The organism is Companilactobacillus mishanensis (assembly GCF_003946505.1).
Taxonomy (GTDB): Bacteria; Bacillota; Bacilli; order Lactobacillales; family Lactobacillaceae; genus Companilactobacillus; species Companilactobacillus mishanensis.
Genome location: NZ_RHON01000005.1, coordinates 203,870 through 228,109 on the forward strand (window position 1 = coordinate 203,870; position 24,240 = coordinate 228,109).

General features: G+C 36.7%; 25 protein-coding genes and 1 pseudogene. 5 read left to right on the plus strand and 21 right to left on the minus strand.

Translation table 11 applies throughout. From position 1 onward, the window contains the following. Positions 1-8: 8 nt before the first annotated feature. From glmU to EKM63_RS11485, 10 genes are all read right to left on the minus strand, one after another. Complete coding sequence (gene glmU / locus EKM63_RS07655) at positions 9-1,397, minus strand: bifunctional UDP-N-acetylglucosamine diphosphorylase/glucosamine-1-phosphate N-acetyltransferase GlmU (RefSeq protein ID WP_125705333.1); 1,389 nt, start codon at positions 1,395-1,397, stop codon at positions 9-11. 74 nt (positions 1,398-1,471) lie between these two features. Beyond that, positions 1,472-2,314, minus strand: a complete 843-nt coding sequence (gene purR, locus EKM63_RS07660) for a pur operon repressor (RefSeq protein WP_125705335.1) — start codon at positions 2,312-2,314, stop codon at positions 1,472-1,474. A 187-nt stretch (positions 2,315-2,501) separates the two neighbouring features. Beyond that, positions 2,502-2,777 carry a Veg family protein gene (locus tag EKM63_RS07665; RefSeq protein WP_125705337.1) on the minus strand — a complete coding sequence of 92 codons (276 nt, stop codon included), beginning with the start codon at positions 2,775-2,777 and terminating at the stop codon, positions 2,502-2,504. Between the two features lie 82 nt (positions 2,778-2,859). Next, a complete protein-coding gene (gene rsmA / locus EKM63_RS07670) occupies positions 2,860-3,750 on the minus strand; it encodes a 16S rRNA (adenine(1518)-N(6)/adenine(1519)-N(6))-dimethyltransferase RsmA (RefSeq protein ID WP_125705339.1) in 891 nt (296 codons plus the stop codon). Continuing rightward, positions 3,737-4,315 (minus strand): ribonuclease M5, encoded by a 579-nt coding sequence (gene rnmV, locus EKM63_RS07675; RefSeq protein ID WP_125705341.1) that lies wholly within the window; start codon positions 4,313-4,315, stop codon positions 3,737-3,739. The genes rsmA and rnmV overlap by 14 nt, the downstream gene beginning before the upstream one ends. A 3-nt stretch (positions 4,316-4,318) precedes the next feature. Next, positions 4,319-5,083, minus strand: a complete 765-nt coding sequence (locus EKM63_RS07680) for a TatD family hydrolase (protein ID WP_125705343.1) — start codon at positions 5,081-5,083, stop codon at positions 4,319-4,321. Continuing rightward, the gene (metG, locus tag EKM63_RS07685) at positions 5,083-7,104 is read right to left on the minus strand and encodes a methionine--tRNA ligase (RefSeq protein WP_125705345.1); all 2,022 of its coding nucleotides are present in this window, start codon (positions 7,102-7,104) and stop codon (positions 5,083-5,085) included. The genes EKM63_RS07680 and metG overlap by 1 nt, the downstream gene beginning before the upstream one ends. A gap of 64 nt (positions 7,105-7,168) precedes the next feature. Continuing rightward, on the minus strand, positions 7,169-7,870 hold the full coding sequence (locus EKM63_RS07690) for an NAD-dependent protein deacylase (RefSeq protein ID WP_164504930.1): 702 nt from the start codon (positions 7,868-7,870) through the stop codon (positions 7,169-7,171). Positions 7,871-7,907: 37 nt separating this feature from the next. Next, complete coding sequence (locus tag EKM63_RS11480) at positions 7,908-8,441, minus strand: hypothetical protein (RefSeq protein WP_225418272.1); 534 nt, start codon at positions 8,439-8,441, stop codon at positions 7,908-7,910. 21 nt (positions 8,442-8,462) lie between these two features. Beyond that, entirely contained in the window at positions 8,463-8,864 is a 402-nt protein-coding gene (locus EKM63_RS11485; RefSeq protein WP_225418273.1) for a hypothetical protein, read from the minus strand. A 42-nt stretch (positions 8,865-8,906) separates the two neighbouring features. Here EKM63_RS11485 and EKM63_RS07700 point away from each other — a divergent pair, with 42 nt between their 5' ends. Then, positions 8,907-9,416 (plus strand): YbhB/YbcL family Raf kinase inhibitor-like protein, encoded by a 510-nt coding sequence (locus EKM63_RS07700; RefSeq protein ID WP_125705349.1) that lies wholly within the window; start codon positions 8,907-8,909, stop codon positions 9,414-9,416. On the opposite strand, the gene EKM63_RS07705 is transcribed toward EKM63_RS07700, so the two are convergent. The 3 genes from EKM63_RS07705 to EKM63_RS07715 all read right to left on the minus strand — a co-directional run bounded on the left by EKM63_RS07705 (position 9,413) and on the right by EKM63_RS07715 (position 11,824). Continuing rightward, the gene (locus EKM63_RS07705) at positions 9,413-10,339 is read right to left on the minus strand and encodes a Ppx/GppA family phosphatase (RefSeq protein ID WP_125705351.1); all 927 of its coding nucleotides are present in this window, start codon (positions 10,337-10,339) and stop codon (positions 9,413-9,415) included. The genes EKM63_RS07700 and EKM63_RS07705 overlap by 4 nt on opposite strands. Positions 10,340-10,409: 70 nt before the next feature. Continuing rightward, entirely contained in the window at positions 10,410-11,183 is a 774-nt protein-coding gene (locus tag EKM63_RS07710; protein ID WP_125705353.1) for an ABC transporter permease, read from the minus strand. Next, the gene (locus EKM63_RS07715; protein WP_125705355.1) at positions 11,183-11,824 is read right to left on the minus strand and encodes an ABC transporter ATP-binding protein; all 642 of its coding nucleotides are present in this window, start codon (positions 11,822-11,824) and stop codon (positions 11,183-11,185) included. Before EKM63_RS07715 ends, EKM63_RS07710 begins: the two co-directional genes overlap by 1 nt. Before the next feature lie 222 nt (positions 11,825-12,046). On the opposite strand from EKM63_RS07715, the gene EKM63_RS11320 reads away from it, so the two are divergent. Further along, positions 12,047-12,184, plus strand: a complete 138-nt coding sequence (locus tag EKM63_RS11320) for a hypothetical protein (protein WP_153494244.1) — start codon at positions 12,047-12,049, stop codon at positions 12,182-12,184. Positions 12,185-12,752: 568 nt separating this feature from the next. Beyond that, a complete protein-coding gene (locus EKM63_RS07720; protein WP_125705356.1) occupies positions 12,753-13,577 on the plus strand; it encodes a 2-keto-4-pentenoate hydratase in 825 nt (274 codons plus the stop codon). A gap of 657 nt (positions 13,578-14,234) precedes the next feature. Here the strand turns inward: EKM63_RS07720 and EKM63_RS07725 are convergent. From EKM63_RS07725 to trpS, 7 genes and pseudogenes are all read right to left on the minus strand, one after another. Further along, positions 14,235-14,438 carry a helix-turn-helix domain-containing protein gene (locus tag EKM63_RS07725; RefSeq protein WP_125705358.1) on the minus strand — a complete coding sequence of 68 codons (204 nt, stop codon included), beginning with the start codon at positions 14,436-14,438 and terminating at the stop codon, positions 14,235-14,237. After that, the gene (locus EKM63_RS07730; protein ID WP_125705360.1) at positions 14,435-14,911 is read right to left on the minus strand and encodes a DUF2975 domain-containing protein; all 477 of its coding nucleotides are present in this window, start codon (positions 14,909-14,911) and stop codon (positions 14,435-14,437) included. Before EKM63_RS07730 ends, EKM63_RS07725 begins: the two co-directional genes overlap by 4 nt. Before the next feature lie 9 nt (positions 14,912-14,920). After that, the gene (locus EKM63_RS07735) at positions 14,921-15,400 is read right to left on the minus strand and encodes a DUF2975 domain-containing protein (RefSeq protein ID WP_125705362.1); all 480 of its coding nucleotides are present in this window, start codon (positions 15,398-15,400) and stop codon (positions 14,921-14,923) included. A gap of 125 nt (positions 15,401-15,525) precedes the next feature. Then, complete coding sequence (locus EKM63_RS07740) at positions 15,526-16,248, minus strand: DUF4811 domain-containing protein (RefSeq protein ID WP_125705363.1); 723 nt, start codon at positions 16,246-16,248, stop codon at positions 15,526-15,528. Further along, a pseudogene (locus EKM63_RS07745) lies at positions 16,248-17,746 on the minus strand (MDR family MFS transporter). The gene EKM63_RS07740 and the pseudogene EKM63_RS07745 overlap by 1 nt, the downstream one beginning before the upstream one ends. Positions 17,747-17,796: 50 nt before the next feature. Continuing rightward, entirely contained in the window at positions 17,797-18,231 is a 435-nt protein-coding gene (locus EKM63_RS07750; protein ID WP_125705365.1) for a MarR family winged helix-turn-helix transcriptional regulator, read from the minus strand. Positions 18,232-18,363: 132 nt separating this feature from the next. Beyond that, complete coding sequence (gene trpS / locus EKM63_RS07755; RefSeq protein WP_125705367.1) at positions 18,364-19,380, minus strand: tryptophan--tRNA ligase; 1,017 nt, start codon at positions 19,378-19,380, stop codon at positions 18,364-18,366. Positions 19,381-19,662: 282 nt separating this feature from the next. Here trpS and helD point away from each other — a divergent pair, with 282 nt between their 5' ends. After that, positions 19,663-21,939, plus strand: a complete 2,277-nt coding sequence (gene helD / locus EKM63_RS07760) for an RNA polymerase recycling motor HelD (RefSeq protein ID WP_125705369.1) — start codon at positions 19,663-19,665, stop codon at positions 21,937-21,939. A gap of 136 nt (positions 21,940-22,075) precedes the next feature. On the opposite strand, the gene EKM63_RS07765 is transcribed toward helD, so the two are convergent. Then, entirely contained in the window at positions 22,076-23,206 is a 1,131-nt protein-coding gene (locus EKM63_RS07765; RefSeq protein ID WP_125705371.1) for a hypothetical protein, read from the minus strand. 169 nt (positions 23,207-23,375) lie between these two features. Between EKM63_RS07765 and EKM63_RS07770 the strand changes: the two genes are divergently transcribed. After that, positions 23,376-24,197 (plus strand): Cof-type HAD-IIB family hydrolase, encoded by an 822-nt coding sequence (locus EKM63_RS07770; RefSeq protein WP_125705373.1) that lies wholly within the window; start codon positions 23,376-23,378, stop codon positions 24,195-24,197. Positions 24,198-24,240: the final 43 nt, after the last annotated feature.

Sequence of the window (24,240 nt, forward strand, 5' to 3'; positions counted from 1 at the left end):
TCACCTTTTTATTTCCATTCTTCACTTTTTGATAGTGGTAGTCTGTCCCAATAATTTTCTTTATTGGTTTGTCTTGGTCGAGCTATTGCCATTGCGTGCTTCGGAATATCTTTATTGACTGTTGAACCAGCTGCAATAAATGAATGATCTTCCATTTCCACAGGAGCAACAATATTTGAATTGCTTCCGATAAACGAGTGATCACCGATGTTACTATGCCATTTTTGAACACCGTCATAATTAACAAATACTACCCCGCAACCAACATTGATGTCAGTTCCTAAAGTGGCATCCCCAACATATGAAAGATGTCCGATTTTTGTTCTTGCACCGACAGTGGCATTCTTAACTTCACAGAAGTTACCAATATGTACTTCTTCGCCAATATCAGCTTTTGGTCGTAAATGCGAATTGGGACCAATATCACTGCCATCGTGCATAACGGCACTGTCGATCGTTGACGAAATAATATTTACACCATTTCCGATCGTAGCGTTATCTAATCGTGATCCTAATCCAACTAAACAATCTGATCCAATCGTTGTCTTACCAAAGATTTTGGTATTTGGTTCGACAACTGTATCGTTACCAATTTTAACATCAGCATCAATATAAGTGCTTTCGGGATCAACAATCGTAACACCGTCACGCATATGGGCTTCGTTGATACGCTTTTGCATCAATTTTTCAGCTTGCGATAAGGCAACACGGTCATTAACACCAAGTGATTCACTCAAATCGTCCATTTGATATGCAACGATTTTTTCACCTTGTGACTTCAAAATGGAAACTACATCTGGTAGATAATACTCGCCTTGAGCATTCTCATTGTTAACTGAATGTAAGTTTTCAAATAACATCTTGTTGTCGAAACAATAAACGCCAGTATTGATTTCTTGAATCAATTTTTCTTCATCACTAGCATCTTTTTGTTCAACAATTTTGGAAACATTTCCTTTTTGGTCTCTGATAATTCTTCCATAACCAAAAGGATCTTCTGCATGAGCAGTCAAAATTGATACCGCTACATTTTGTTTCTCATGGTAAGTAAAAAGTTTTTCGAAGGTATCAGCTGTAAATAGTGGTGTGTCACCATTTACTATCAAAGTCATACCTTCTTTATCACCGAGGTCTTTTTCGGTTTGTAAAACAGCATGCGCTGTTCCTAATTGTTCTTCTTGTAGTGCGTATTTTGTACGATCACCTAACAAGTCTCGAACTTTTTCAGCTCCAGTACCGATCACAGTTTCTACAAAGTCAGGTTTGATTTTCTCGACTTGAGTAACAACGTGATCAACCATTGCCTTACCTGCAACTGGGTGAAGTACTTTGTAAAGTTTTGACTTCATCCTTGTACCCTTACCAGCAGCAAGAATTATTACATAACGATTCGACATTGGAAACTTCCTTTCAGTCACACAAATATACAAATATATAATAGCATTATTCCGGTCAATGCCTCAATTAAGATTTATTCAAAATAACTAAAATCTGTCTTGGCCAAGTAGTCGCCTGGATCGATCTTAATTACTTTATTTTCCATATCAATATTGCTTACTTTGAAAATGGAAGTAACATCTCCATCACGGACCTCTGGGTCGATCAATGCATTTTCCGCGAATACAGTGACGCCAACAAAAATAGCATTAAATTCTTCGATCAGACTGCGCATACCATTAATGGTGCCGCCACCCTTCATGAAGTCATCAACAACTAGAACCCGTGAACCTTCGTCCAAGCTTCGTTTTGACAATTCCATTTTTTCAACACGATCTGATGAACCTGAAGCATAGTTAACACTGATAGTTGAACCCTCTGTGATTTTTGAGTCACGACGTACGATGACAAAAGGAATATTCAAAAATTCAGCAACGCTTTGTGCAATCGGAATACCCTTGGTTGCGACTGTCATAACCACATCAATCGAACTCTGTGAGTATTGTGTTGCAATCATTCTTCCGATAGTTCTCAAAAGATTTGGTTCAGCCAATAAATCTGTAAGATATAGATATCCACCTGGCAAAATTCGATTTGGTTCAACCAAACGTTGTGAGACTTTTTCTATAAACTCAGTTGCTTCTTTTTTGGAAATACCTGGTGTAAATATAACTCCACCACCAGCACCTGGCAGTGTCTCAAGTACACCCGTACCTCTAATCATAAATGTTCGACGTAAAATACCTAGATCCTCAGAAATAGATGATTTTGCTGATTCATAACGATCTGCGAAAAATGCCAATGAGATCAATGTATGTGGTCTCTCCAGCAAATAACGTGTCATATCTATCAAACGTTCGCTTCTTCGTGTTTTCATCGCTTATTCTCCTAAAAACGTATCCTTCTTAAAATTATAAAGTAATTTTCCCAACAATTCATTTATTTTCCGCTAATTTATTTGTATTTTCAACAATTTTTATTAATTAACAACGAAAATTGTTCGTATTTTAGCCAAAAAAAAGGAACACATCCATGATGTGCTCCACTTGTACTAAGAAGCTCTATTATTCTGCGTCTGCTTCTTCCTCGTTAACGTCTTCAGCATCGCTATCAAAAGTAATGTCGATAGACTTTGTTAGTAAGTCAGCATAGCTATATGAAACTCTTTCAAAAGAGTTTTCATTTTGATCTAAGTTGACTACAAAAACTGAATGGAATGTTTCTGATAAAGTACCGCGACGACGGATAACTTTCTTGCGTCCGGCCTGTGCAACTACCGTCAAGTTCTCACCTAGATGTTGATCCAAGTTTGTCTTGATTGTTTCTAATGACGTTGGCATATAATAATCACTCCTTAGGAGTGAAATTATACCACGTTTAAATTTCATTTTCAAGCTTGTTACATTAATGTAAATTAAATTTTTATTTTGCAAAAAACTTCTGCAATTCAATTGCCACTTGTTTGAATTGCTCGATTGAAACTTGTTCTCCACGTGCATTTTCAGCAATTCCACACGTTTCAAAGACATTTTTTAAATTGGCGCGGTTATCATCTGTACGTCCAAACATATTGAGCAAATTATTCATTAAACTTTTTCTTTTTTGTGCAAATGAAGATCTGATCAACTTGTTGAAGAAATCCATGTCTTGGATTCCATCATTAGGATTTGGCAATCTTTCCAAGACAACTACTGCAGAATCAACTTTAGGTCTAGGGACAAAGGAGTTCTTACCCACTATCCGATCAATTCTCGCACTCATTTGTGTTTGCACGCCAATCGTTAGTGAACCATATTGACGATGTCCAGGTTCAGACGTGATTCGTTCAGCAACTTCTTTTTGCATCATCAAAACTAATGACTCAAATGGATAGTCACTGTTGATCAAGTTCAACATGATAGGAGTCGTAATGTAATATGGCAAGTTTGCGACTACTTTGATTGTCTTACCTTCTAAATGATGCTCTTTAACGAAATCATCTAGATCCACTTTCAAAATATCGTCATTGATAACTTCGACATTCTTGTAGTCGAACAGAGTTTCATCAAGCACCGGAATAAGATTAGGATCGATTTCAAACGCATAAACTTTTTCGGCAACTTGAGCTAATTTCTCAGTCAAAGCACCAATACCAGGTCCAATTTCTATAGCAATTTGATCTGGTTGTAGCCCACTGGCGTCTACAATATCATTCAGAACCTTTTCACTTGTTAAAAAATTTTGTCCCAAACTCTTTTTTGCACGTAATTTATATTTTCTCAATATGTCATTAGTACGAATAGGATCAGAAATACTTAGTCTATTTTGAGTCATCTGTAATTTCCTTATCAAATTTTTTAACTTCTTCAAGCAGTTCTTGTGGTGATACTTGCAACATATTCAAACGAATCAAAAACTGCTTTGCATTTGTGTAACCAATTTTTAATTGTTCACCAACAAATTCACGACGTTGCTTGGATTTAGCGTCACCAATCAACTTCAAGGCAATCATGTCATTCTGAGAATATATTTTAAAATCATTATCATCCATTGAATATACCGACTTTAAAGCTTGTCTAATATCCTCGTCACTAGCGTGCTCAATTCCTAAACTACCGTCACTTTTTTTGGGAACAGCCTTTGCTCGAGAAAGAAAAGCCTGCTTTGCATCTGGAACAATTTTTTCAATTATTGTACGTAATCTGTTTCCGTTGAAATCTGGATCTGTAAAAATGATCACGCCACGTTTTCGTTGAGCTTCTTTGATACGAACTTTGGTCATTTCACTAAGTGCAGAACCATTAGTTTCAATAGTATCAACATCCCCCAAGCAATCATGCAATCTGCTTGTGTCAGACTTTCCTTCAACGACAATTACTTCTTTAATTTTTTTTACCATAAGCTAAGCCAAATTATAAACTTTCATAGCATTGTTAAAGGTATGTTCCGCCACTTCGTTAGGTGAAATGTCTTTGTATTTTGCAATAGCATCAACGACATATCGTGTATATCCAGGTTCGTTAGGACGACCGCGATATGGTTCTGGGGTCAAATAAGGTGCATCCGTCTCAACTAGCAACCTGTCGAGTGGAGTTGCCTTAGCTGATTCATGAACTTCAGGTGCATTCTTGAATGAAACAACACCGCTGTATGACACCATCAATCCTAAGTCTAGGAACTTATTCAACCATTCAATGTTTCCATTAAAACTGTGCATGATTATTCCTGACTTCGACATATCATGATTTTTCAATATGTCATACATGTCATCAAAGGCATCACGACAATGAATTGAAACTGGCATGTCATATTGTTGAGCAACATCCAATTGTTTGATCAAAGTTGCTTTTTGGATCCCTGGATCAGGATCTTCATCCCAATGATAATCCAACCCGATTTCACCAATTGCTACAACTTCAGGCAACTTAATTTGATTAACAAGTTGTTCTTCATTATATTCTTTGGCAAACTCAGGATGCCAACCAACTACAGCATGCAATGGTTGATAATTTTGTGCCAAACGAATCGCTTCAATATTGAATTCTTCGTTTGAACCAATAATCGCCATTTCATCGACATCAAGTTCTTTGGCACGTGAAATGTATACTTCAGTCTTACCTTTGAATGCTTCATCATTAAGATGTGTATGCGAATCAAAAATTTTCATTAGCTAAGAATTGCTCCATTTTTGTGTGAATTATCAACTGTTGCAAGAATGACATCGTCACCCTTTTCAGATGATAACAACATTCCGTTACTCCATTCGCCACGGATCTTTCTTGGTTTCAAGTTCACAACAGCAATGACTTTTTTACCGATCAACTTTTCAAAATCTGGGTAAAATTCATAAATACTTGAAAGGATCTGACGTTCTACACCAGTTCCGTCATCAAGTTTGAATTGTAATAATTTGTCAGCGTTGGCAGCACGTTTGACGTCCAATATCTCACAAACGACCATTTTCACTTTAGCAAAGTCGTCGTAGTCAATTTCCTTTGGATATTCGTCTTCTGCGTCAGCTTGAGCTTTGGCCTTGGCTTGAGCTGATTTACTCAACTTGCCACCACCATTTTTGGCTTGTTCTTCAGCCATCTTGTCTTTGATATATTTGACTTCAACTTCGGCATCAAGTCTAGGGAAAATTGGTGTAGGATAACTTGTAACTGTTGTACCAACTGATGTTTCACCAAATTTCAGCTCTGTATCCTTATCAATATCAAGACCTAATTGAGCAAAAATCTTAATAGGTGATTGTGTCATAACTGGTTGAATCATCAAAGCAACCAAACGTAAAGATTCAACTAAGTGTCCAAGTACTGATTTCAAAGTATCGGCACCGTCAGGATTTTTAGCTAATAACCAAGGTTTTGTCTCATCAATATATTTGTTTGCACGACCGATAAAGGCCCAAACACTAGCCAAAGCATCTGGAAATTCAAACTTATCCATATGTTCACGGTAATCTTTGATAGTTTGTTCTGAAGCTTCAACCAAACTCTTGTCAAAGTCTGTCAAGTTTTCGACGGTTGTAACTTTACCGCCTTCATATTTATTGATCATTGAAATTGTTCTGTTCAACAAGTTTCCGAGGTCATTTGCCAAATCATAGTTGATTCTGTCAACGTAATCTTCTGGTGTGAAGACTCCATCATTACCAAATGGCATAGCGCGCATCAAATAATAACGCAATGAATCAAGTCCGTAACGTTCAACCAACATTTCTGGATAAACGACGTTACCTTTAGACTTGGACATCTTTCCGTCTTTCATCAATAACCAGCCGTGGCCAAATACTTGCTTAGGCAATTCAATTCCTAATGCCATCAACACGATTGGCCAATAAATAGTATGGAAACGCACGATTTCCTTACCAACAAATTGAACATTAGCAGGCCAATAACGGTCAAACAATGTTTGATCATCAGAACCATATCCGAGTGCAGTTATATAGTTAAGTAATGCGTCGATCCAAACATAAACAACGTGCTTTGGATCACTAGGAATAGGAACGCCCCAATTGAATGTAGTTCTAGAAATGGCCAAATCTTCCAAACCTGGTTTGATGAAGTTATTGATCATTTCATTTTTACGAATTTCAGGCTCAATAAAGGTAGGATTATCGTCATAGTACTTCAATAATCTATCTGCATATTTGCTCATCTTAAAGAAGTATGAAGGCTCCTTAACGAGTGAAACTTCATGACCTGATGGAGCTTTACCGCCAATGACCTTTCCTTCTTTGTCACGGTAAACTTCAGCCAATTGTGACTCAGTGAAGTATTCCTCATCATCGACAGAATACCAGCCCACGTATTCACCTAAATAAACGTCTCCTGATTCGATAAGACGTTCAACTATTTTTTGTACAGCCTTAACGTGATAATCATCAGTTGTACGAATAAATTTATCATTAGAAATTTCAAGCAATTTCCAAAGGTCTTTAATTTTACCAGCCATCATGTCCACATATTCTTGTGGTTTCATTTTCATAGCTTCGGCTTTTTGTTCGATCTTCAAGCCGTGCTCATCTGTACCTGTTAGAAAGAACACATCGTATCCTTCTGCACGCTTGTAACGAGCCAAGGTATCAGCGGCAATTGTTGTATATGAATTACCAATCGTTAATTTACCAGATGGATAGTAAATCGGCGTTGTAATATAAAAAGTTTTTTTGTCTCCAGTAGTCATCTAGTGAGCCTCCACTATATTAAATTGAATTAATTATAGCATAATCAAATTTTTGTTATTTTAATTAAAGTTTCTCAAAAACATTTGTTGCATCGTCTGTTATCGCCAATACGGAAGAATCCAAATCCAAGTTTTCTTTATTAACAGCGACTAATTTTGTATTTGCATTCTTATAGGAAAGAAGACCTGCAAATGGGTACACCTTAAAACTAGTTCCAACGACAACTATCAGATCAGCATTTTCAATAGCTGCAACAGCATTTTCGATGTTATCGGGATTAATTCCTTCTCCATAAAGAACAGTCGTACCTGGGCGAATTATCCCATCATCTTCATGATGACGATAATCCTTGATATATTCCTTGTAATCGAATTCCTTACCACATGTTAGGCAATGAATATTGTCATACAAGTTACCGTGGAATTCGACGACATGCTTGGCACCAGCTTTGGTATGAAGTTTATCAACGTTTTGGGTAACTATCGTACCTTTCTCATTGCTAATTTCAGCCATTTTGGTATGAATAATATTGGGTTCTGCATCAGGAAAGTACATATTTTCCACAACGAATTGATGAAAAATATCAGGATGCTTGATCAGATTATCATGGCTCAGCATGTATTCAGGTGGAAATTCATATTTTTGACGCTTATACAATCCACCTTTTGAACGATAATCAGGAATACCTGATGGCACCGATACACCAGCGCCCGTCAAGAATGTCACATAATTAGCGTTCTCAATCAATCCTTTTAATTCTTCAATCTTTTCTGCTTCGTTTTTTTCAGACATGAAATCCTCCCTATCTAATTACATAATCGATATTGTTGGCTTCAAACGTTTCCTTTACAGTCTGTTGATAGAATTTCTTGTAGAATTCTGGATTTACTTTATCCACATCAAAACCAAGTGAAGCGACACTTTGACCATCATTGATTGCTAACAATGAAAAAGCATCTTCCTTTGTTTCATTCATTTTAAATACAGAATGTTTGATCTGATAAGTCTGGTTAAGTGACAAACGGAGTTGACGTTCAGAAACGACCGGTGTCACTGCCAAGAATTCGTGATAGTTCATGCTTTCATATCCGGCTGCGGTTATCATTTCGTTGTAGGCATCCAAAACATTTACTAAGGCTCGTCTAAACTTGAAAGGAACGGTCAAATCATTTTCCTTGATGATTTCCATTGCCTTATCAACAAATCTAAATGCCTTGTTGTAGTTTGTACGCCATTCAGTATCATCTTTAACTTGACCGAAAATAATTGCATCTAAAAGTACTAATGATCTGTAGAAAGTCATATTGGCAGGATCAATATCCGCATTTGGTTCCAATGCGACATTGATACCCTGGATTTAGGCTTCGTGGACTTCGTCCGTCAAGCTTCCATCTGCCACTTGTTTTTCAACAATTTTAGCATGTTCTAGTGCTTCAAATATTGCATTAGCTGTTGATAAGATTCTTCCATCAACATCTGTTTGTCCACTCGTGACCGAAACATTGATTGATGGTTCGTCGGATATTTCCAATTCAATATGATAAAGTTCATGCAATAATACGAAATCAGCATATTTCTCATTAGTGATTTGAACTTTGATGACTTCATCACCAGTAACATGAGTAGCTTGATCAAGTGTCAAAGTATCGTGCTCTTCAAACTCACTGTATACTTCGACCTTTTTATTACTTTTTTGTTCTATAGTATCAATCTGATTTACAATATTGTCAGATAGATCATTTCTATTTATTTTTTCCAAAATTATTACCTCTCATCAAAAATATCAAAAGGAGATTCCTTTATGAAAATAAACGTAGATTTGAAAGACGGTTTGTTGCCTGACAAATATGGTAAATTTGCTCCTAGTGAATACATTAAAAACGGGAAACCGTTGATCAGTTTCCCTGTTGATTTTTCCGATATTCCGGAAAATGCAAAATCAATTGCATTTACCTTTACTGATCCTGATTCTATTCCAGTTTGTGGATTTGAATGGATCCACTGGACTATGGCAAATATCCCAGCTGACATGCTTAGTCTACCAGAAAACTTCAGTCATGACGCATCTGCCAATTTTATTCAAGGTAAAAATAGTTCAGCAAGCAAGTTGTTGGATAATGTCGATCCAGAACTACAATCTGGCTATAACGGCCCATACCCACCAGATCAAACACACGATTACGTGATACACGCGTACGCACTGGATAAAAATTTGGATATTAAACCTGGCTTTTGGATGAATGAATTGCTTCATGCCATGGATGGGCACATTTTAGATTCAGCAACATTCGTAATTCCAAGTCGTGCCTAATTTGCTTCACGCATTTTATTAACCTTGTAAAAATAATTAAACACATAACCTTCTCTAACACCGAAGTTCGAAAATCGAATTTCTTTAGAGGGGGTTTTTTTGATGATTTCAGTCAAAATCAACATTCCACCAAGGATAACTTCAAAACGTCCATCACTTAACTCCTTGATTTGACTACGTTCTTCGTTTGTCGCGTGAAGTAGACGATCAAATAGAGCATCCATTTGTTTACATGAGATAACAGAATTATGAAGCGTCTTCTTTTTCTTTCCTTCACGATTCAAGATACTAGCTAAAGCACGCATCGTACCACCAAGTCCAACAAAAGTTGCTGGCGTATTGATCCACTGTAACGATTCTAAATGCTCATTGATAGCTTCACGAGCGCGCTTTAGTTCGCTTTCTTTAATGGGATCACTAGTCAAATAGACATCCGAGATTGAAATTGCTCCAATCGGAATGCTAAGTCCCTGCTTCAAGCGGCCCTTTTTAGCTAAACTAATTTCGCTACTTCCACCACCAACATCAACAATCAGAGAATCCTTGATTCGCATGGTATTACGAACAGCTACATAGTCGTAATATGCTTCTTCTTTTTCGTCGATAACTTCAAGTTGAAGTCCTGTTTCCTTTAATACTGCAAAAATTAATTGCGATTGATTCTTTGCTAATCTGACTGCTGCAGTTGCAATCAAACTAACTCTATCAACGTCGAATCTTTGAATCCTTCTTTGAAACTTCTTTAGAACATCAATTGTTTCTTCAATTTGTTCGTTTGTTAAAAGTCGGCTCTGTGCAATAGATTTTCCTAAACGCACTGGTTCACGCCAGCGATCAAGTGTTTTGAAACGATTCTTTTTGGAAGATCGATAAATTGATGTTCTAATGGAGTTAGATCCAATTTCAATGACTGCTAACTTCACATTACATCACATCCTATTAAAAACAATTATATAAAAAAAATAGCCCACATAGTAGGTTATTTTCACAAAGTTAAGAAATTAAATTGATATTTAATTGTTTTTGTTCGTTATAGAACTGTTTATAGGCTAAATAGCAGGAAATTATCGAGCCAAGACTTGTACTTGCCAACAGCATAAAAGTTACCATTATTTGGTATTTGATAGCTTTCACTGGATCAACTCCAGCAAAGATAAGTCCTGACATCATACCTGGCAAGCTGACCAAACCTAAAGTTTTAATGGAATCAATCGTTGGTTGCATACCACTGCGAATGCTATCTCTTAAAATATCTAACGATGCCAATTTAACATCAGCACCCAAAGCTAACTTTTCCAAAATTTGTTGGTGTCTGTCTGAAAAAGTTTGTTTCATGTTGCGATAACATAATCCAATAGCAACCATAATATTGCTGGCAATCATACCAGTTACTGGAACTATTTGTTCTGGAACAAACTTGATCGACCCTGTTAAGACCAGCGTTCCAAGCGTTACTATCGTACCGACAGAAATTGCCAATAATGAGAAACGAAAGGCTTTAGGAATACCGTTACCTCGTTTTCCAGCGTTATACGCAGCATTGATAACGATGATAACGAAGCAAGCTAATGTCAGCCAAATATCATTTGTTTTAATAACAAATTTCAGAATATATCCAACAATAGAAAGTTGAACGATAGCTCTGACAACGCCAATAACAATATCTTTATCTATTCCTAATTTTTCTTTGTAACCAATGATCAGAGCCACGATCACCAGTACAAATCCTAAAGCTAGACTACCATTTGAAACAGTTAAATTAGACATTATTTCATCTCCCCGTTTTCTATCCGTATCGTTTTACTAGCACTAGCAATTTCAGCATCATCATGAGTAACACGCAAAACTGTAACGCCGTTATCGTGATTGAATTTATCAATTAAATTTCTAACAATAGTTTTGTTGTCAGCATCTAAGCCAGTCGTAACTTCGTCAGTTATCAATACTTCTGGTTGAAATATCAGATTACGTAATAACGCGATACGTTGTTTTTCTCCACCCGAAACATCATTGACACTCTTATCGATATAACTTTCACTCAAATTGACCATTTCAAGATACTTACTTACTTCAGTGCGATCAAATTCCTTATTTCTAACCAAGTATGGGAATTCAAGATTATCCTTAACCGTTTTCCCAAATAATGTCGGCTGTTGGAAAGCATAAGAAACACGTTGTCGATATTCCGTAGGCTCATATTCATTGATATTCTTTCCATCAAAAATAACTTCCCCAGAAGAAGCATTGATCATATCCGCTAAAATTCGCATCAAAGTACTCTTTCCACTTCCAGACGGACCAATAAAAGTCACATAGCTCCCCTTTTCAATATTTAAAGTAATATCCTTGAGGATTTTTTGTTCATCTGCTTGGTAAAATAAGTTCTTCACTTCAAGTATATTTTCCATAATGTCCCCTTTAATTTGAAAATATTTCTTTTAAAATATTATTCTTTTTTACTACTTAATGCGACCATTTCATTCCTAATATCATTAAAATATTCTCATTTAATTTTAATTTTAACCTTGACAATCCCATTAAAAGGGATTAAATTACAAGCAATCATTAATTTAATAAAAAACGTTTATCAGGAAATTGGTTTTTCATATCATTCAGAAAGTTGCCGGTCGATGCGAGACAATACAACATATGACGAATCAAAATCACCTGTCAGTTGCACTTCAAAACGAGAAATCGAAGTAGAAAGTGATGGTAGCACCCATTATCGTGCCAACAAATTGTTCGCAGTTTGTCCAAGGTGTTACTAGTAATAGTAGCACGAATAAAGGTGGTACCACGCTAGTAACGTCCTTTGATGACATAAGTCATTGAGGGGCGTTTTTTTAGTGCCTCTAGTTGCTACGCAACGTAGAGGCACTTATGCAGATGCCAAAGGCATCTACGTTCCATTGTAGAGGCACTTATGCAGATGCCAAAGGCATCTACGTTCCATTGTAGAGGCACTTATGCAGATGCCAAAGGCATCTACGTTCCATTGTAGAGGCACTTATGCAGATGCCAAAGGCATCTACGTTCCATTGTAGAGGCACTTATGCAGATGCCAAAGGCATCTACGTTCCATTGTAGAGGCACTTATGCAGATGCCAAAGGCATCTACGTTCATTTGTAGAGTAACTTATGCAGATGCCAAAGGCATCTACGTTCCATTGCACTGGCACTTACATAGATGTCATACACACAGAACAAAATCAAAAAGAATCACTAAATAAACTGAAAGGAAGTGAGTCCCTATGGAAAGCAATATTAGCAACATTAACAGCGATGGTCAGATTCAGATTAAAATACAAAATTTAAACTACTATGGAGGATTCACTCATGACACAAAATACAACAACCAAAGAAAGAACTAACGACAATCAACTAACAGAGGATCAACAAAAATTTGCGAACGCACTTACAAATGCCTTCAATTCTCGCGAACCACTTACTGAAGCAGATTGGAGCGACTATGCACCAGACGAATCTACAGCATACAAAGTTCAAGAAGCATTTACCAGATTAAAAAAGGGTGAAGTTGGTGGCTATAAAGTCTCTCTTACCAGCAAACAGACGCAGGATATGTTCGATTCAACAGAACCACTATACGGAGCTGAAATGCGAGATAGATTTTTAAAAGCACCCGCAGATGTTAAATTGAACAATCTAATGGATCCGCTAGTAGAAGTAGAAATGTGTTTCCGCGCCAAAGAGGATTTAAGCCCTGATGACACTTTGGAAGACTTGATGAACAAGACAACAGTTGCACCAGCACTAGAGGTGCCAGATTCAAGATTCAAAGATTGGTTCCCTAGCCTTTCTAAATATATGGTAATGTCAGACGGAGCCGTCAGCGGACTAGTAGTCTATGGCGAAGAATTTGATACTAACAAGTTTGGAACAGTAGAAGCTCTAGAAAATGTCACAGCCACCTTGTACCATGACAATGAAAACTTAAAATCCGGGAAATCATCAGAAGTACTAGGCAATCCATTGAAATCACTTCAGTGGTTGGTAAAGAAGCTGGATGAACAAGGTAAAACATTATTGAAAGATCAACGAGTATCGTCAGGTACTTTCGTTCTACCACCATCATTAACAAAAGGCGAATGGCATGCCACTTTTGATAATGGATTAGGAACTGTTAATTTAAATGTAAAATAAGTTTTTTATGAATGAGAAATACTTAGGATCAAATACCGAAATACCAACAATTTTGAGGTTTAGGTTTTGTGTTGTCACCTGCGGATGACAGAGATTACGGCTGCTGTGGGACCGTCCTCGGCCAAAGTTCGGTCCGTGGACTCGGTTTTAAGCCTGACCAAAATCACGTCAGTCTTAAAACACGTCCTACACTGTAAGCTGCTTCCCAGCTAACAGCGTTGTCACAGCTGCCTCCACCTCTGTCTTCCTCCGGTTGGATTTGCTCAGAACTAATGTATAGTTCCGTGTGGGGTATATTTACTGGAGTGAATTTAGAGTATGTATATATATTTATAATCGGATACGCTTTAATAGCTCTACCTTCAACCATTCAAGACACAGTTCTAACGATTGAAATCAAATTCAGTGCGGAAGATTCCAAGGATGGAACCAGCTGTGAAAATGGCATTAGCGGCGTGAAACGCTGCTTAGGCCTTGGGAGACTTCGAAGACACGCAAAGCGTGGCTTCAAAGCGAGACGGAAGCCCGCCCTTCGGCTGGAGACGTCCCCACAGCAGGTGTAATCCTTGGAATCTGGAGCACGGCATCACAATTAACCAAAATAAAACCTAAAAACGTTCAACAAACTAGTTGTAGCCTAGTTTATTGAACGTTTTTTTATTGAGCCTTATACTCCAATATATCTCCAGGCTGGCAATCCAAAACTTTACAAATCGATTCCAAAGTAGAAAACCGAATTGCTTTAGCCTTCCCATTCTTCAATACCGACAAATTGGCCATTGTGATACCAACTTCTTCAGATAAAGTCGTTAAACTCATCTTGCGTTTTGCCAGCATCACATCCAAATTGATGACTATCATGCTTTGATTGCTCCTTTATTATCAGAGTTCAAAACATTTAGGCAGATGTGTTCGAGTACGTTTGCGAATACTGATATTGATAATCCCAGTATAATCAGAAATATGTCGACAACAATTGGACCAGTTTGGCCTTCATTCATTGTTAATGCAATCACTGAAGGTATTACTACTGCATAAATAATTGAAATGGATGATCCAGAAATTTTTATCCATTTAAAGAAAGAGACTGTTTTGACTGTAAATATTTCATTCTCATCAATCTGTTTAAGCAGTCTCCATGCCATTAAGATGATCCCGTATGAAAAGATTCCTGAACCATAAATGCCTATTCCAAATAAAATTATCAAAGCAACATTCATCTCAATTTGAATCAAATACATAATCAAGCTTGGAAACATATAAACGCAAAAGAATGTTAATCCTACAAACAAACACAATAGTGAAAACCTCAAAAACTTTGTTAACTTTTTCATAGTTGCCTCCTAAATAGTTAAATCATTTTCTGATTTAATTTCGATTGCTCGCTGTAAAAGAATCTGTAACAAATTAGCAAATATAGCAATCACTAGTGGAGCTCCAGCAAAAATAATTCCAATAATAATCAAACCTGGTGCGTCATCTTTTTCGGCGAAAATATAAAATACTGGTAACTCTAAAATGAATATTCCACAAATTGAATATGCAAAATATTTAATTCTCCTCAATGCATCGACTGCGATTTGAGAAAAGGCGGAATCGTGATCGATGTAATTCAATAATTTCCAAGCTTCACCCAAAACTAAGAAAAACAACACTGCGGCTACCGCACAACCGACACCTAGTAATAAGGATTGAACTAGAACTCCGGACATTGTTTTATAAAATCCTAGTAAAAAATGCGGTATGACAAAGATACAAAAAGCTAACATTGCTAGTCCCATTAGTAAAATGGTGATACGTAAAAAGACAGTTTTACTTTTCATCAAGACATTCTCCTCAACTAATTTATGTTTTGATTATAGCATAATTTATCGTTTATCGATAAATTATTATTTTTAAACAATAAAAAAAAGTAGTTTGGCCTTTCGACCAAACTACTTAAATTATATTATTTGAGTGTTTTAACCAAGTTCTTTGCTGCTTGAACCTTGAATGCGGATTCTGCTTGCTTTGTAACTTTGGCAATTTGTGCTTTTGTCATTGAAGGATTCTGTTGCATTGCCTTCATAACAGTTGATTTAACGTATTTCTCACCTTCACTCTTCATCTGAGCTTGGACTGATTTGTCTTTCATTTTCTTACTTAGTTTGCTTGCTTGATCAGTTGTTAAAACCAACCAATCAGAGCCAACATTGAATGTATTCTTTTGACTGACAAAATCATTACCATTTCCTGAAAGACCAAACAAGAAGTCATAAAATCCATTCTTATAATTCCAACGAGTGGTCTTTTGAGTCAATGTTGCTGATCCGTTATCTTCTACCTTAACTTTATTATCAACGTGCAAGTCAGCTTTGGTATGAAGTGGCTTTTTGGCGTCAACTGTATCTGGTGTGCGGTAAATATAGACGTTCTCTTTACCGTTGGTACCGACTGGTTTATAAAGCAAGACATTGGATCCTTTTTGAACAGTACTGATTTGGACTGTTCTATCTTTAGTAACTTTTTCCATACCAATGTGGTTATATTCATTTCCAACTAACAAGCCGATGCTGAGAATAAATAATGCGACAAAAGTAAATGATAAACCGTAACCAACCTTTTTATTGGTTATAAACACGGCAAAATAATATGCCAATCCGGCAAAAATCAGAATTGAAATTTGTATCATTACTTGTCACCTGCCTTTACAGCAGCTGCAGCATCTTTAGTCATGTCAATCGACTTTGACTTTGAGCTGTTTTTGACCATAAATGAGATACCAAAGGCAATCAAACAGAATAAGATTGCGACAGCAAATGCTGCATGGTAACCACCTAAGGTTGCATTAAAGAAGTCATCTTTATATTGAAGTGGTGCTGAATGCAACAAACCTTTACCAGGTTTTGTAGCATTTGTAACGTTAGTAAGAATACTGATCAAGATGGCAGTACCCATTGAACTAAATACCTGACGAACAGTGTTATTTACGGCTGTACCATGACTCATTAAGTCGAATGGTAAAGCGTTCATACCGTCTGTTGTAGTAGGCATCATAACCATTGAGATACCGAACATACGAATCATATATAAAATAACAATATCAAGAACTGGAGTATCTTTTGTTAAAAATAGGAAAGGAATTGTTCCGGCTGTAAGCAAGAACATACCCATTCTAGCCAAGTCTTTTGGCCCATACTTATCGAAAGCACGACCTGTAATTGGTGACATAACACCAATTAGCAGAGCACCTGGTAACAGAGTTAAACCAGAATGGAATGCTGACATACCTTTAACGATTTGAAGGTACAATGGCAAGATCATTTCGACTCCGACCATGGCCATGTTTGTTGCTGAAGATAGTGCTGCAGCAACTGAGAACTTCTTAACCTTGAAAACACGAAGTTCCAAGAATGGTTCGTCCATTCTCAATTGACGAATACCAAATAAGACGATGAATACTAGTCCAATGATAATCGTGCTGATAACAATTGGTGAACCCCAACCGTCATCACCAACTGAAGAAAATCCATACAAGATGGCACCGAAACCTAATGTTGATTCAATTAATGAAAGTACATCAAGTTTAGTTTTTCTAGTCTTGATAACTGGGTGCATGAAGAAAACTGCAGCCACAAGAACCACGATAACAATAGGAATGATCATTCCGAATAAATCACGCCATGAAAAGTTATCAATGATCCAACCTGAAAGTGTTGGTCCAATTGCGGGGGCAAGTCCAATAACTAATCCACCCAGTCCATGGCAGTACCACGTTGATTGGCAGGGAATATTGATAACATAATGACCTGCATAAGTGGCATTGTGATACCAACACCAATCGCTTGAATCAAACGACCAATCAATATTGTGGCAAAGTTTGGTGCAATAAAAGCTAGTACAGTACCGACTAAGAAAATTGACATCGCAGTCAAATAAAGAATCTTTGTACTATAGTTTGTACTTAGCCAAGCTGTAACAGGAATCATGATACCATTTACCATTAAGAATCCTGTAGTAAGCCATTGAACAGATGATGTCGAAACATCAAACGTGCTCATTAAAGTGGGAAAAGCTGTGGTCAAGATAGTTCCGTTCAAAACTGTACAGAACGTTCCGACTAAGAGGACCAACACCATAAGATTACGGTTGAAGGGTTTCCCATTTACATCTAAATGTTTACTATTCATTATAGTAATAACCTCTTCTCAAATTTTAAAAACAATTTATGTGCCCTCAATTATTTTGGAATGTCGATTTTATCAAAGTTATTGAACACATGTGTCAAAATTTCTTCCAAAGATTTCTTATCTTCTTCTGAAACATCCTCGAATAATTGATCTGATATCTTGTGATCAGCTGCTTTGACTTTAGAAAGAAATTCTTTTCCTTCTGGAGTCAAATTCACTAGCTTTTTTCGATGATTAGTCGGGTGAACTTTACGTTCAGCAAATCCACTAGCTTCGAGCCGTTTGAGTGCGCGGGCAATGCTAGCACCGTCAAACAAGGTTATCTCACCAATTTTTTCTTGACTGAAATCTGGGTGTTTATCAATAAGCACCATCAATATTCCATCAATTGTATTCAAATCCTTTTGCTTAAGGATCGTTGATAACGTTCTTTTCTTCGTCATCATATATCTTGTAGCAAAACCAGTTAAAATCGAATAATCCAATATATTATCTCCGAATTAAAAATATAAATTCATTTTTAGAGCCAAAAAATATGCTAACCCCTACTCTTGATAAAATCAAGTGTTAAGTCAGCATATTTTTTTAGAAAACGTTTTTAATTTTTTGAATAATTACTACTTGAAGTAATTTACTCCAATTGCATCCCTTACTTCATCCAAAGTTTGATTTGCAATTTCATTGGCATCGTCACTACCTTTTTTGAGCATAGCGTATACACCAGGAATATCTTCCTCGTACACAGCACGACGTTTGCGAATTGGGTCGAGTAAGTCTTGCAAAACATCATTTAGATAACGTTTTACTTTAACATCACCTAAACCACCAGCTTGATATTGTTCCTTTAATTCAGCAACTTTATCAGTATCTGTAGCGAAAGCATCAAGATATGTAAAGACCGTATTACCTTCGATTTTACCTGGGTCTTCAACATGAATATGATCTGGATCGGTATACATTGACATAACTTTTTTAGTTACATCGTCAGCAGTGTCAGATAGATAAATACAGTTACCTAATGATTTACTCATCTTGGCATTTCCATCGATACCTGGTAGTCTACCTTGTCCCTTAGGAGGAAATACACCTTTAGGCTCAACCAAAACATCTTTACCATATGTACTATTAAATGTACGAACGACTTCACGAGTTTGTTCCAACATTGGTTCTTGATCATCACCAACTGGAACAGTGTCAGCCTTAAAAGCTGTAATATCAGCAGCTTGACTGACAGGATATGCTAAGAAACCAGCAGGAATACTTTGTCCAAAAGCTTTTTGTTGAATTTCTGATTTAACTGTTGGATTTCTTTCCAAACGTGATACACTGACCAAATCGAGATAATACATGGTCAATTCGTTCAATGCAGAAATTTGTGATTGAACCAAAATATTTGTTTTTTCAGGGTCGATCCCAACTGACAAGTAATCCAAGGCAACTTGTACTAAACTGTTACGAACTTTTTCGGGATTACGAGCGTTGTCAGTCAAAGCTTGCATATCAGCAATCATAATATGCATCTTATATTTACCTTCATTTTGTAACTTTACACGGTTCTTCAATGAACCAAGATAATGTCCGATATGAAGCTTTCCTGTAGGTCTGTCACCTGTCAAAATTGTATTTGTTGCCATGATTTTTCCTCCTTATATATAAAAAAAGCGCCCTATTGATTATCAATAGGACGCTCATGCGTGGTACCACCTGTTTTGTAGACTATTGTCTACCACTCGAGGCTGTAAGGTAACCACCCATATCCATTTCCCGATCCAAGGCCGGTAGCTATTGCAGAAAAGAAGCTACTCTCTGATTCAACTTACTTGAATTAGTACTCAAAAATGATTATGATTTAATATACTTTAATTCGGTAATAAGCATAATGAATTTAAATTCAATTGTCAACGAGAGGTAATTTGATGTCCCTAAATGAAACAAAAAAAGACGAGCAAAAACGCGTTGATAACGTTGCCGAAATCATCAATGACAAAATCCAAAAAGCCACTGACGATCTCGCAAAGGCTCACTCTGAAACAGGTAAGATCGAACGTAATTATGGCGAAAATACCAAGGTCAACACTTTTGAAGTCGATGACCAAATGGAAACCAATGCTTCTGTTCAACAGCAGAAACAGTTGGTTTATTTAGCTGTCGAAAATGAGAATATTCTTGAATCAAATAAATTGAAATTGGAAAATCTTCAAGGTTCTCCATATTTTGGAAGAATCGATATTGTTGAAGATGGCGAAAAAGACACTTTATATATAGGAACTTCAACATTGCAGGACGATGATGGTGATTTTCTGATATATGACTGGCGTGCACCTATTTCTGGTATTTATTACAATGGAACACTGGGCAAAGTCTCATATCCGACACCGACGGGAACCGCTGAAGTTGATCTCAAGCGCAAGCGTCAATTTCAAATAATCCAAAATAAAATTAAAAATATGTTCGACACCAATGAGACAGTTGGTGATGAAATTCTTCAATCAGTTTTATCAGAATACAGTGACGAATATTTAAAAAGTATCGTTGCAACTATTCAACACGAGCAAAATACAATTATTCGTGATACACATTCCGATGTTCTACTAGTGCAAGGTGTGGCCGGAAGTGGTAAAACATCTGCCATCCTACAACGTGTTGCGTATCTTTTGTATCATAGTCGTTCTACATTGAGTGCAGACCAAATCATTTTATTTTCACCTAACAGACTTTTCAGTAACTATATCTCTGAGGTATTGCCAAGTTTGGGTGAAAGAAATATGCGCCAGGTCACACTAAATGAGTTTATATCATTAAGATTAACTGGTATCCAAGTTGAAACACTGTTTGAACGCTATGAAAAAGATGAACGTAATTTACCTGAAACTATGGTAAACATGCGTTTATATAAAGAAAGTGCTGACTTTCTGACTGATTTGGAAAATTTGGAAAACAAGAATAAAAATCACTTGTTATACTTTGAAGATATTATCTTTGAAGGTCGTCCTTTCTTTACTAAGGAAGAAATTTCAGATATTTTTGAATCTCAGAATAAAGCTTTCAGCATCCCTGATAGATTTCTCAAGACCAAAAATACATTGATAAAACGACTACAAAAACGTATTCGCCATGATCGAGATGACGACTGGGTCCAAGCTGAAATTGATAATCTTTCTGATGAGGATTTCCAACAAATAATCACCGATCACAAAATTGAGGAATCAACTAATCAACGTTCAATCATTGCTGAAGAGTTCTTGAAGGATCGTTATGCTCCAATCTATAATGCTTTGATCAACAATTATTTCTTTGATCCATACAAAGAATATCTTTACTTATTGAGTCATATGCAACAAGATATCGTCTCTCAAAAAATCTGGGATACGATGATCGAAGCTATCGATCACAACGTTGAAGCTCATAAACTTAGCTTGAATGACGCAATTGCCACATTATATCTACGTGATTACATCACTGATAGCGGAATTAATGGTGGGATTCAACATATCTTCATCGATGAGATTCAAGATTACACGATGGCACAACTAAAATACATCTCTCATGCATTTCCAAATGCTAAATTGACACTATTAGGTGACCGTTCGCAGGATGTGTTGACGAGTGCATATCGCAATAAGGATGTCATAACTTCTATCAATGAATTGTTTGCAAAAAAGCATGTCACGATGATCAGCTTAAATCAGAGTTATCGTTCAACTGCTGAAATAACTAACTTCGCCAGTCAGCTTTTGCCAGATACAGAGAAAATAAAAGCATTTTCACGTAAAGGTGAAGTTCCAACTGTGAAAGTCTTCCCTGCTGAAACCGACTACTACAAAGGCCTGAAGGATACAGCCAGAGAATTGAACAAAAAGTACGAGACTGTCGCTATTCTGACAAGAAACCAGGCACAAGCCGAACAAGTTTATGCGCATTATGGTGATGAATCATTAGTCACTTTGGTAACTGCAGATTATCGTTCAGTACCCAAGGGAATCTTGATCTTACCAATTTACTTGGCCAAAGGATTGGAATTTGATGCCGTAATAGCACACAATGTATCGGCTGAAAACTATCCCGATAGTCGTAGTCGCGATACACTCTACACAATTTGTACACGTGCAATGCACAGTTTGACACTTTGTGCTGAAAAAGAGTTATCACCTTTGATCAAGATGCCAACTGAAATTCCAGAAAAAGTAAATTAAAAAAAGAACCAGCTGTATAGACTGCTTGGAAACATGGTTTCCAAACTGCCACAGCTGGCTTTTTTTATATAAATTTAATTTAAAATTCAACGATATTGAAGCTTTAACTACCGACCAATTTTGTCAGCACAAAAAATTATTCGGCTGGAACTCTATCAGTTATTTGACCTGCTTCAGGATCAGTAAGATAGTTGATGCTTTTACTCATCTCTAGGAACGATGCATCAGATTTAGCTGTCAAAGTCGATGCAGTCTGGCCTGAAGAGTGATTATCGGAATTTTTGAAAACGTCCATTTCATTAGTGGATAAATCTGATGGAGCAATAATATTATTCAACTTGTCATATGTCACAGTCTGTCCACCACCAATTCGCAACATTTTTTCTTTACTGAGAAAAATGTATAAATAACCTAAACTGTCGCCAGTAGCAACACTTTTCTGTGAAAGGTCATATCCAGCCCTTGCAGCGTTTCTTTTCTGTTCGGAGTAAGTGTTATTTTGGTTTAAGGAAACTAAGGAATACTTCTGCAAATTTTGTATTGCTGAACGTTCGATACTGTCAAAACGTTTTTGATAGAAAAAGCCATCCTTGATCAATACTTTTCCACTATCTGTTGCGCTGGTCGTGGTTTCAGGTGCAACCCAAGTTCCATTTAGCTTATCGACAGGAACATTAGTAATGTCTTTTTTAACCCCAGTATCGAGATATGATTTCCCTCGTTCAATGGTTCTCAGATCTTCAACATCACGATATTCTGCGGTCACTTGGTAAAGATGATTGCCATCAGCAATAAATCCGTCAGTCAAATCGACTCCATTAGACTCCGTCTGTAAGAAAATCAAATCCGATAATTGATCAATTGTGACGTTTGCGCCCAATTTCTTGAGGGAAGCGTTAATTTGTTCGACAGTCAAATAATGAATTGTATTTTGAGCTTCTTTTGTAACGTGACTTTCGATACCTTGTTTCCATTTTTTCAGAGAAACCTGATGGTATTCAATGGCACCATTATGGAATTTTTTATTCGAAGTGGACCAAGTTGTTTCCATTGAGGTTTTCTTCATTGAGGAGACAGAAATATCATTAGAAAGTGTATGTTTTTCCATGTTCGAACTAATCGATTTATCGAAGACCCATGTCTTTGAAGACGAATTGAGAACTTTTTCCGTGTTCTTCTTTACGTGATTATCAGAGACTGTCTTATTACCACATCCTGTAATTCCAATTATGGTTAATAGTAGTACAAGTAGTGAAATCTTTTTCATAACTTACCTCTTTTATATTATCGAATTGGCCAATTTACAGCTTCAGGTAGGTAAAATTATCACATCAGTTGTCGATCGATTCTAGAGGAAATCTGATATATTGTAATATATCAGTAAATTGTAAAAACTAATTCTTACAAAATAATTTCGAGGGACTTGGGTAATTAACATGTATAAAATGATTGTTTGTGATTTGGACGAAACACTAATGAACGATGACGGGACCCTATCTGAAACTAATGCTGCAGCAATTAAGGCTGCCACAGCAAAAGGAGTATTTTTCGTACCAAATTCTGGGCGAAGCTACACATCATTTCAAAATGATCTGGAAACAATGGGTCTACTAAATAAAACCGACCAATACACGATTTCGTACAATGGAGGTCTAATTAGCGAAAATAAAGGTAATCGTGCAATTGCTATCAATTCCATGCCTTTTGAAATTGCTCAAAAAGTTTTTGAAACAGGGATATCAGTCCCAAGCGCCGACACTCATATCTATACTCAAGATAAATTGTATATTTATCATCCTAATGAAGATGATGCAAAATATCTTCATAACCGAGGCGTCTCTTTTGAAGAAATTAACGATGTAAACCTTGATCGTTTCAAAAACGATAATATTATGAAAATAATTATGGATTTACCAACCATGGACCAAAGAAAAAAGATGCAACAAAAAGTTGAATCTGTTGTAGATCCACAACAACTAGCAGTGACCTTTTCATCAGATCGTTATGTAGAATTCAATCCGGCCGGAGTTGACAAAGGTACAGCATCAATTCAGTTGGGAAAGATTTTAGGAATCAAACCTGAAGAAATCATTTCAATTGGCGACAACAATAATGATTTACCGATGTTAAAGGCAGTTGGACTCCCAGTGAGTGTTGCAAATGGTATTGATGGTGTCAAAAAAGTAGCCAAGTACGAGACCTCTGTGGATAACAATCATGGTGCAATCGCAGAAGTCATCAATAAATTTATCTTATAAAGAAAAAAAGATGATAATCATCCGAAAACGGAGAATTATCATC

Excerpts from the sequence above, each read along its gene's own strand:
- EKM63_RS07680 (WP_125705343.1), bottom strand. The coding sequence starts at position 5,083 with ATGAAAATTTTTGATTCGCATACACATCTTAATGATGAAGCATTCAAA.
- EKM63_RS07720 (WP_125705356.1), top strand. The coding sequence starts at position 12,753 with ATGACACAAAATACAACAACCAAAGAAAGAACTAACGACAATCAACTA.
- EKM63_RS07700 (WP_125705349.1), top strand. The coding sequence starts at position 8,907 with ATGAAAATAAACGTAGATTTGAAAGACGGTTTGTTGCCTGACAAATAT.
- EKM63_RS07725 (WP_125705358.1), bottom strand. The coding sequence starts at position 14,438 with ATGATAGTCATCAATTTGGATGTGATGCTGGCAAAACGCAAGATGAGT.
- EKM63_RS11320 (WP_153494244.1), top strand. The coding sequence starts at position 12,047 with ATGCGAGACAATACAACATATGACGAATCAAAATCACCTGTCAGTTGC.
- trpS (WP_125705367.1), bottom strand. The coding sequence starts at position 19,380 with ATGGCAACAAATACAATTTTGACAGGTGACAGACCTACAGGAAAGCTT.
- helD (WP_125705369.1), top strand. The coding sequence starts at position 19,663 with ATGTCCCTAAATGAAACAAAAAAAGACGAGCAAAAACGCGTTGATAAC.
- EKM63_RS07710 (WP_125705353.1), bottom strand. The coding sequence starts at position 11,183 with ATGTCTAATTTAACTGTTTCAAATGGTAGTCTAGCTTTAGGATTTGTA.
- EKM63_RS07765 (WP_125705371.1), bottom strand. The coding sequence starts at position 23,206 with ATGAAAAAGATTTCACTACTTGTACTACTATTAACCATAATTGGAATT.
- EKM63_RS07730 (WP_125705360.1), bottom strand. The coding sequence starts at position 14,911 with ATGAAAAAGTTAACAAAGTTTTTGAGGTTTTCACTATTGTGTTTGTTT.
- EKM63_RS07665 (WP_125705337.1), bottom strand. The coding sequence starts at position 2,777 with ATGCCAACGTCATTAGAAACAATCAAGACAAACTTGGATCAACATCTA.
- EKM63_RS07770 (WP_125705373.1), top strand. The coding sequence starts at position 23,376 with ATGTATAAAATGATTGTTTGTGATTTGGACGAAACACTAATGAACGAT.
- rnmV (WP_125705341.1), bottom strand. The coding sequence starts at position 4,315 with ATGGTAAAAAAAATTAAAGAAGTAATTGTCGTTGAAGGAAAGTCTGAC.
- EKM63_RS07740 (WP_125705363.1), bottom strand. The coding sequence starts at position 16,248 with ATGATACAAATTTCAATTCTGATTTTTGCCGGATTGGCATATTATTTT.
- EKM63_RS07715 (WP_125705355.1), bottom strand. The coding sequence starts at position 11,824 with ATGGAAAATATACTTGAAGTGAAGAACTTATTTTACCAAGCAGATGAA.
- metG (WP_125705345.1), bottom strand. The coding sequence starts at position 7,104 with ATGACTACTGGAGACAAAAAAACTTTTTATATTACAACGCCGATTTAC.
- purR (WP_125705335.1), bottom strand. The coding sequence starts at position 2,314 with ATGAAAACACGAAGAAGCGAACGTTTGATAGATATGACACGTTATTTG.
- rsmA (WP_125705339.1), bottom strand. The coding sequence starts at position 3,750 with ATGACTCAAAATAGACTAAGTATTTCTGATCCTATTCGTACTAATGAC.
- EKM63_RS07735 (WP_125705362.1), bottom strand. The coding sequence starts at position 15,400 with ATGAAAAGTAAAACTGTCTTTTTACGTATCACCATTTTACTAATGGGA.
- glmU (WP_125705333.1), bottom strand. The coding sequence starts at position 1,397 with ATGTCGAATCGTTATGTAATAATTCTTGCTGCTGGTAAGGGTACAAGG.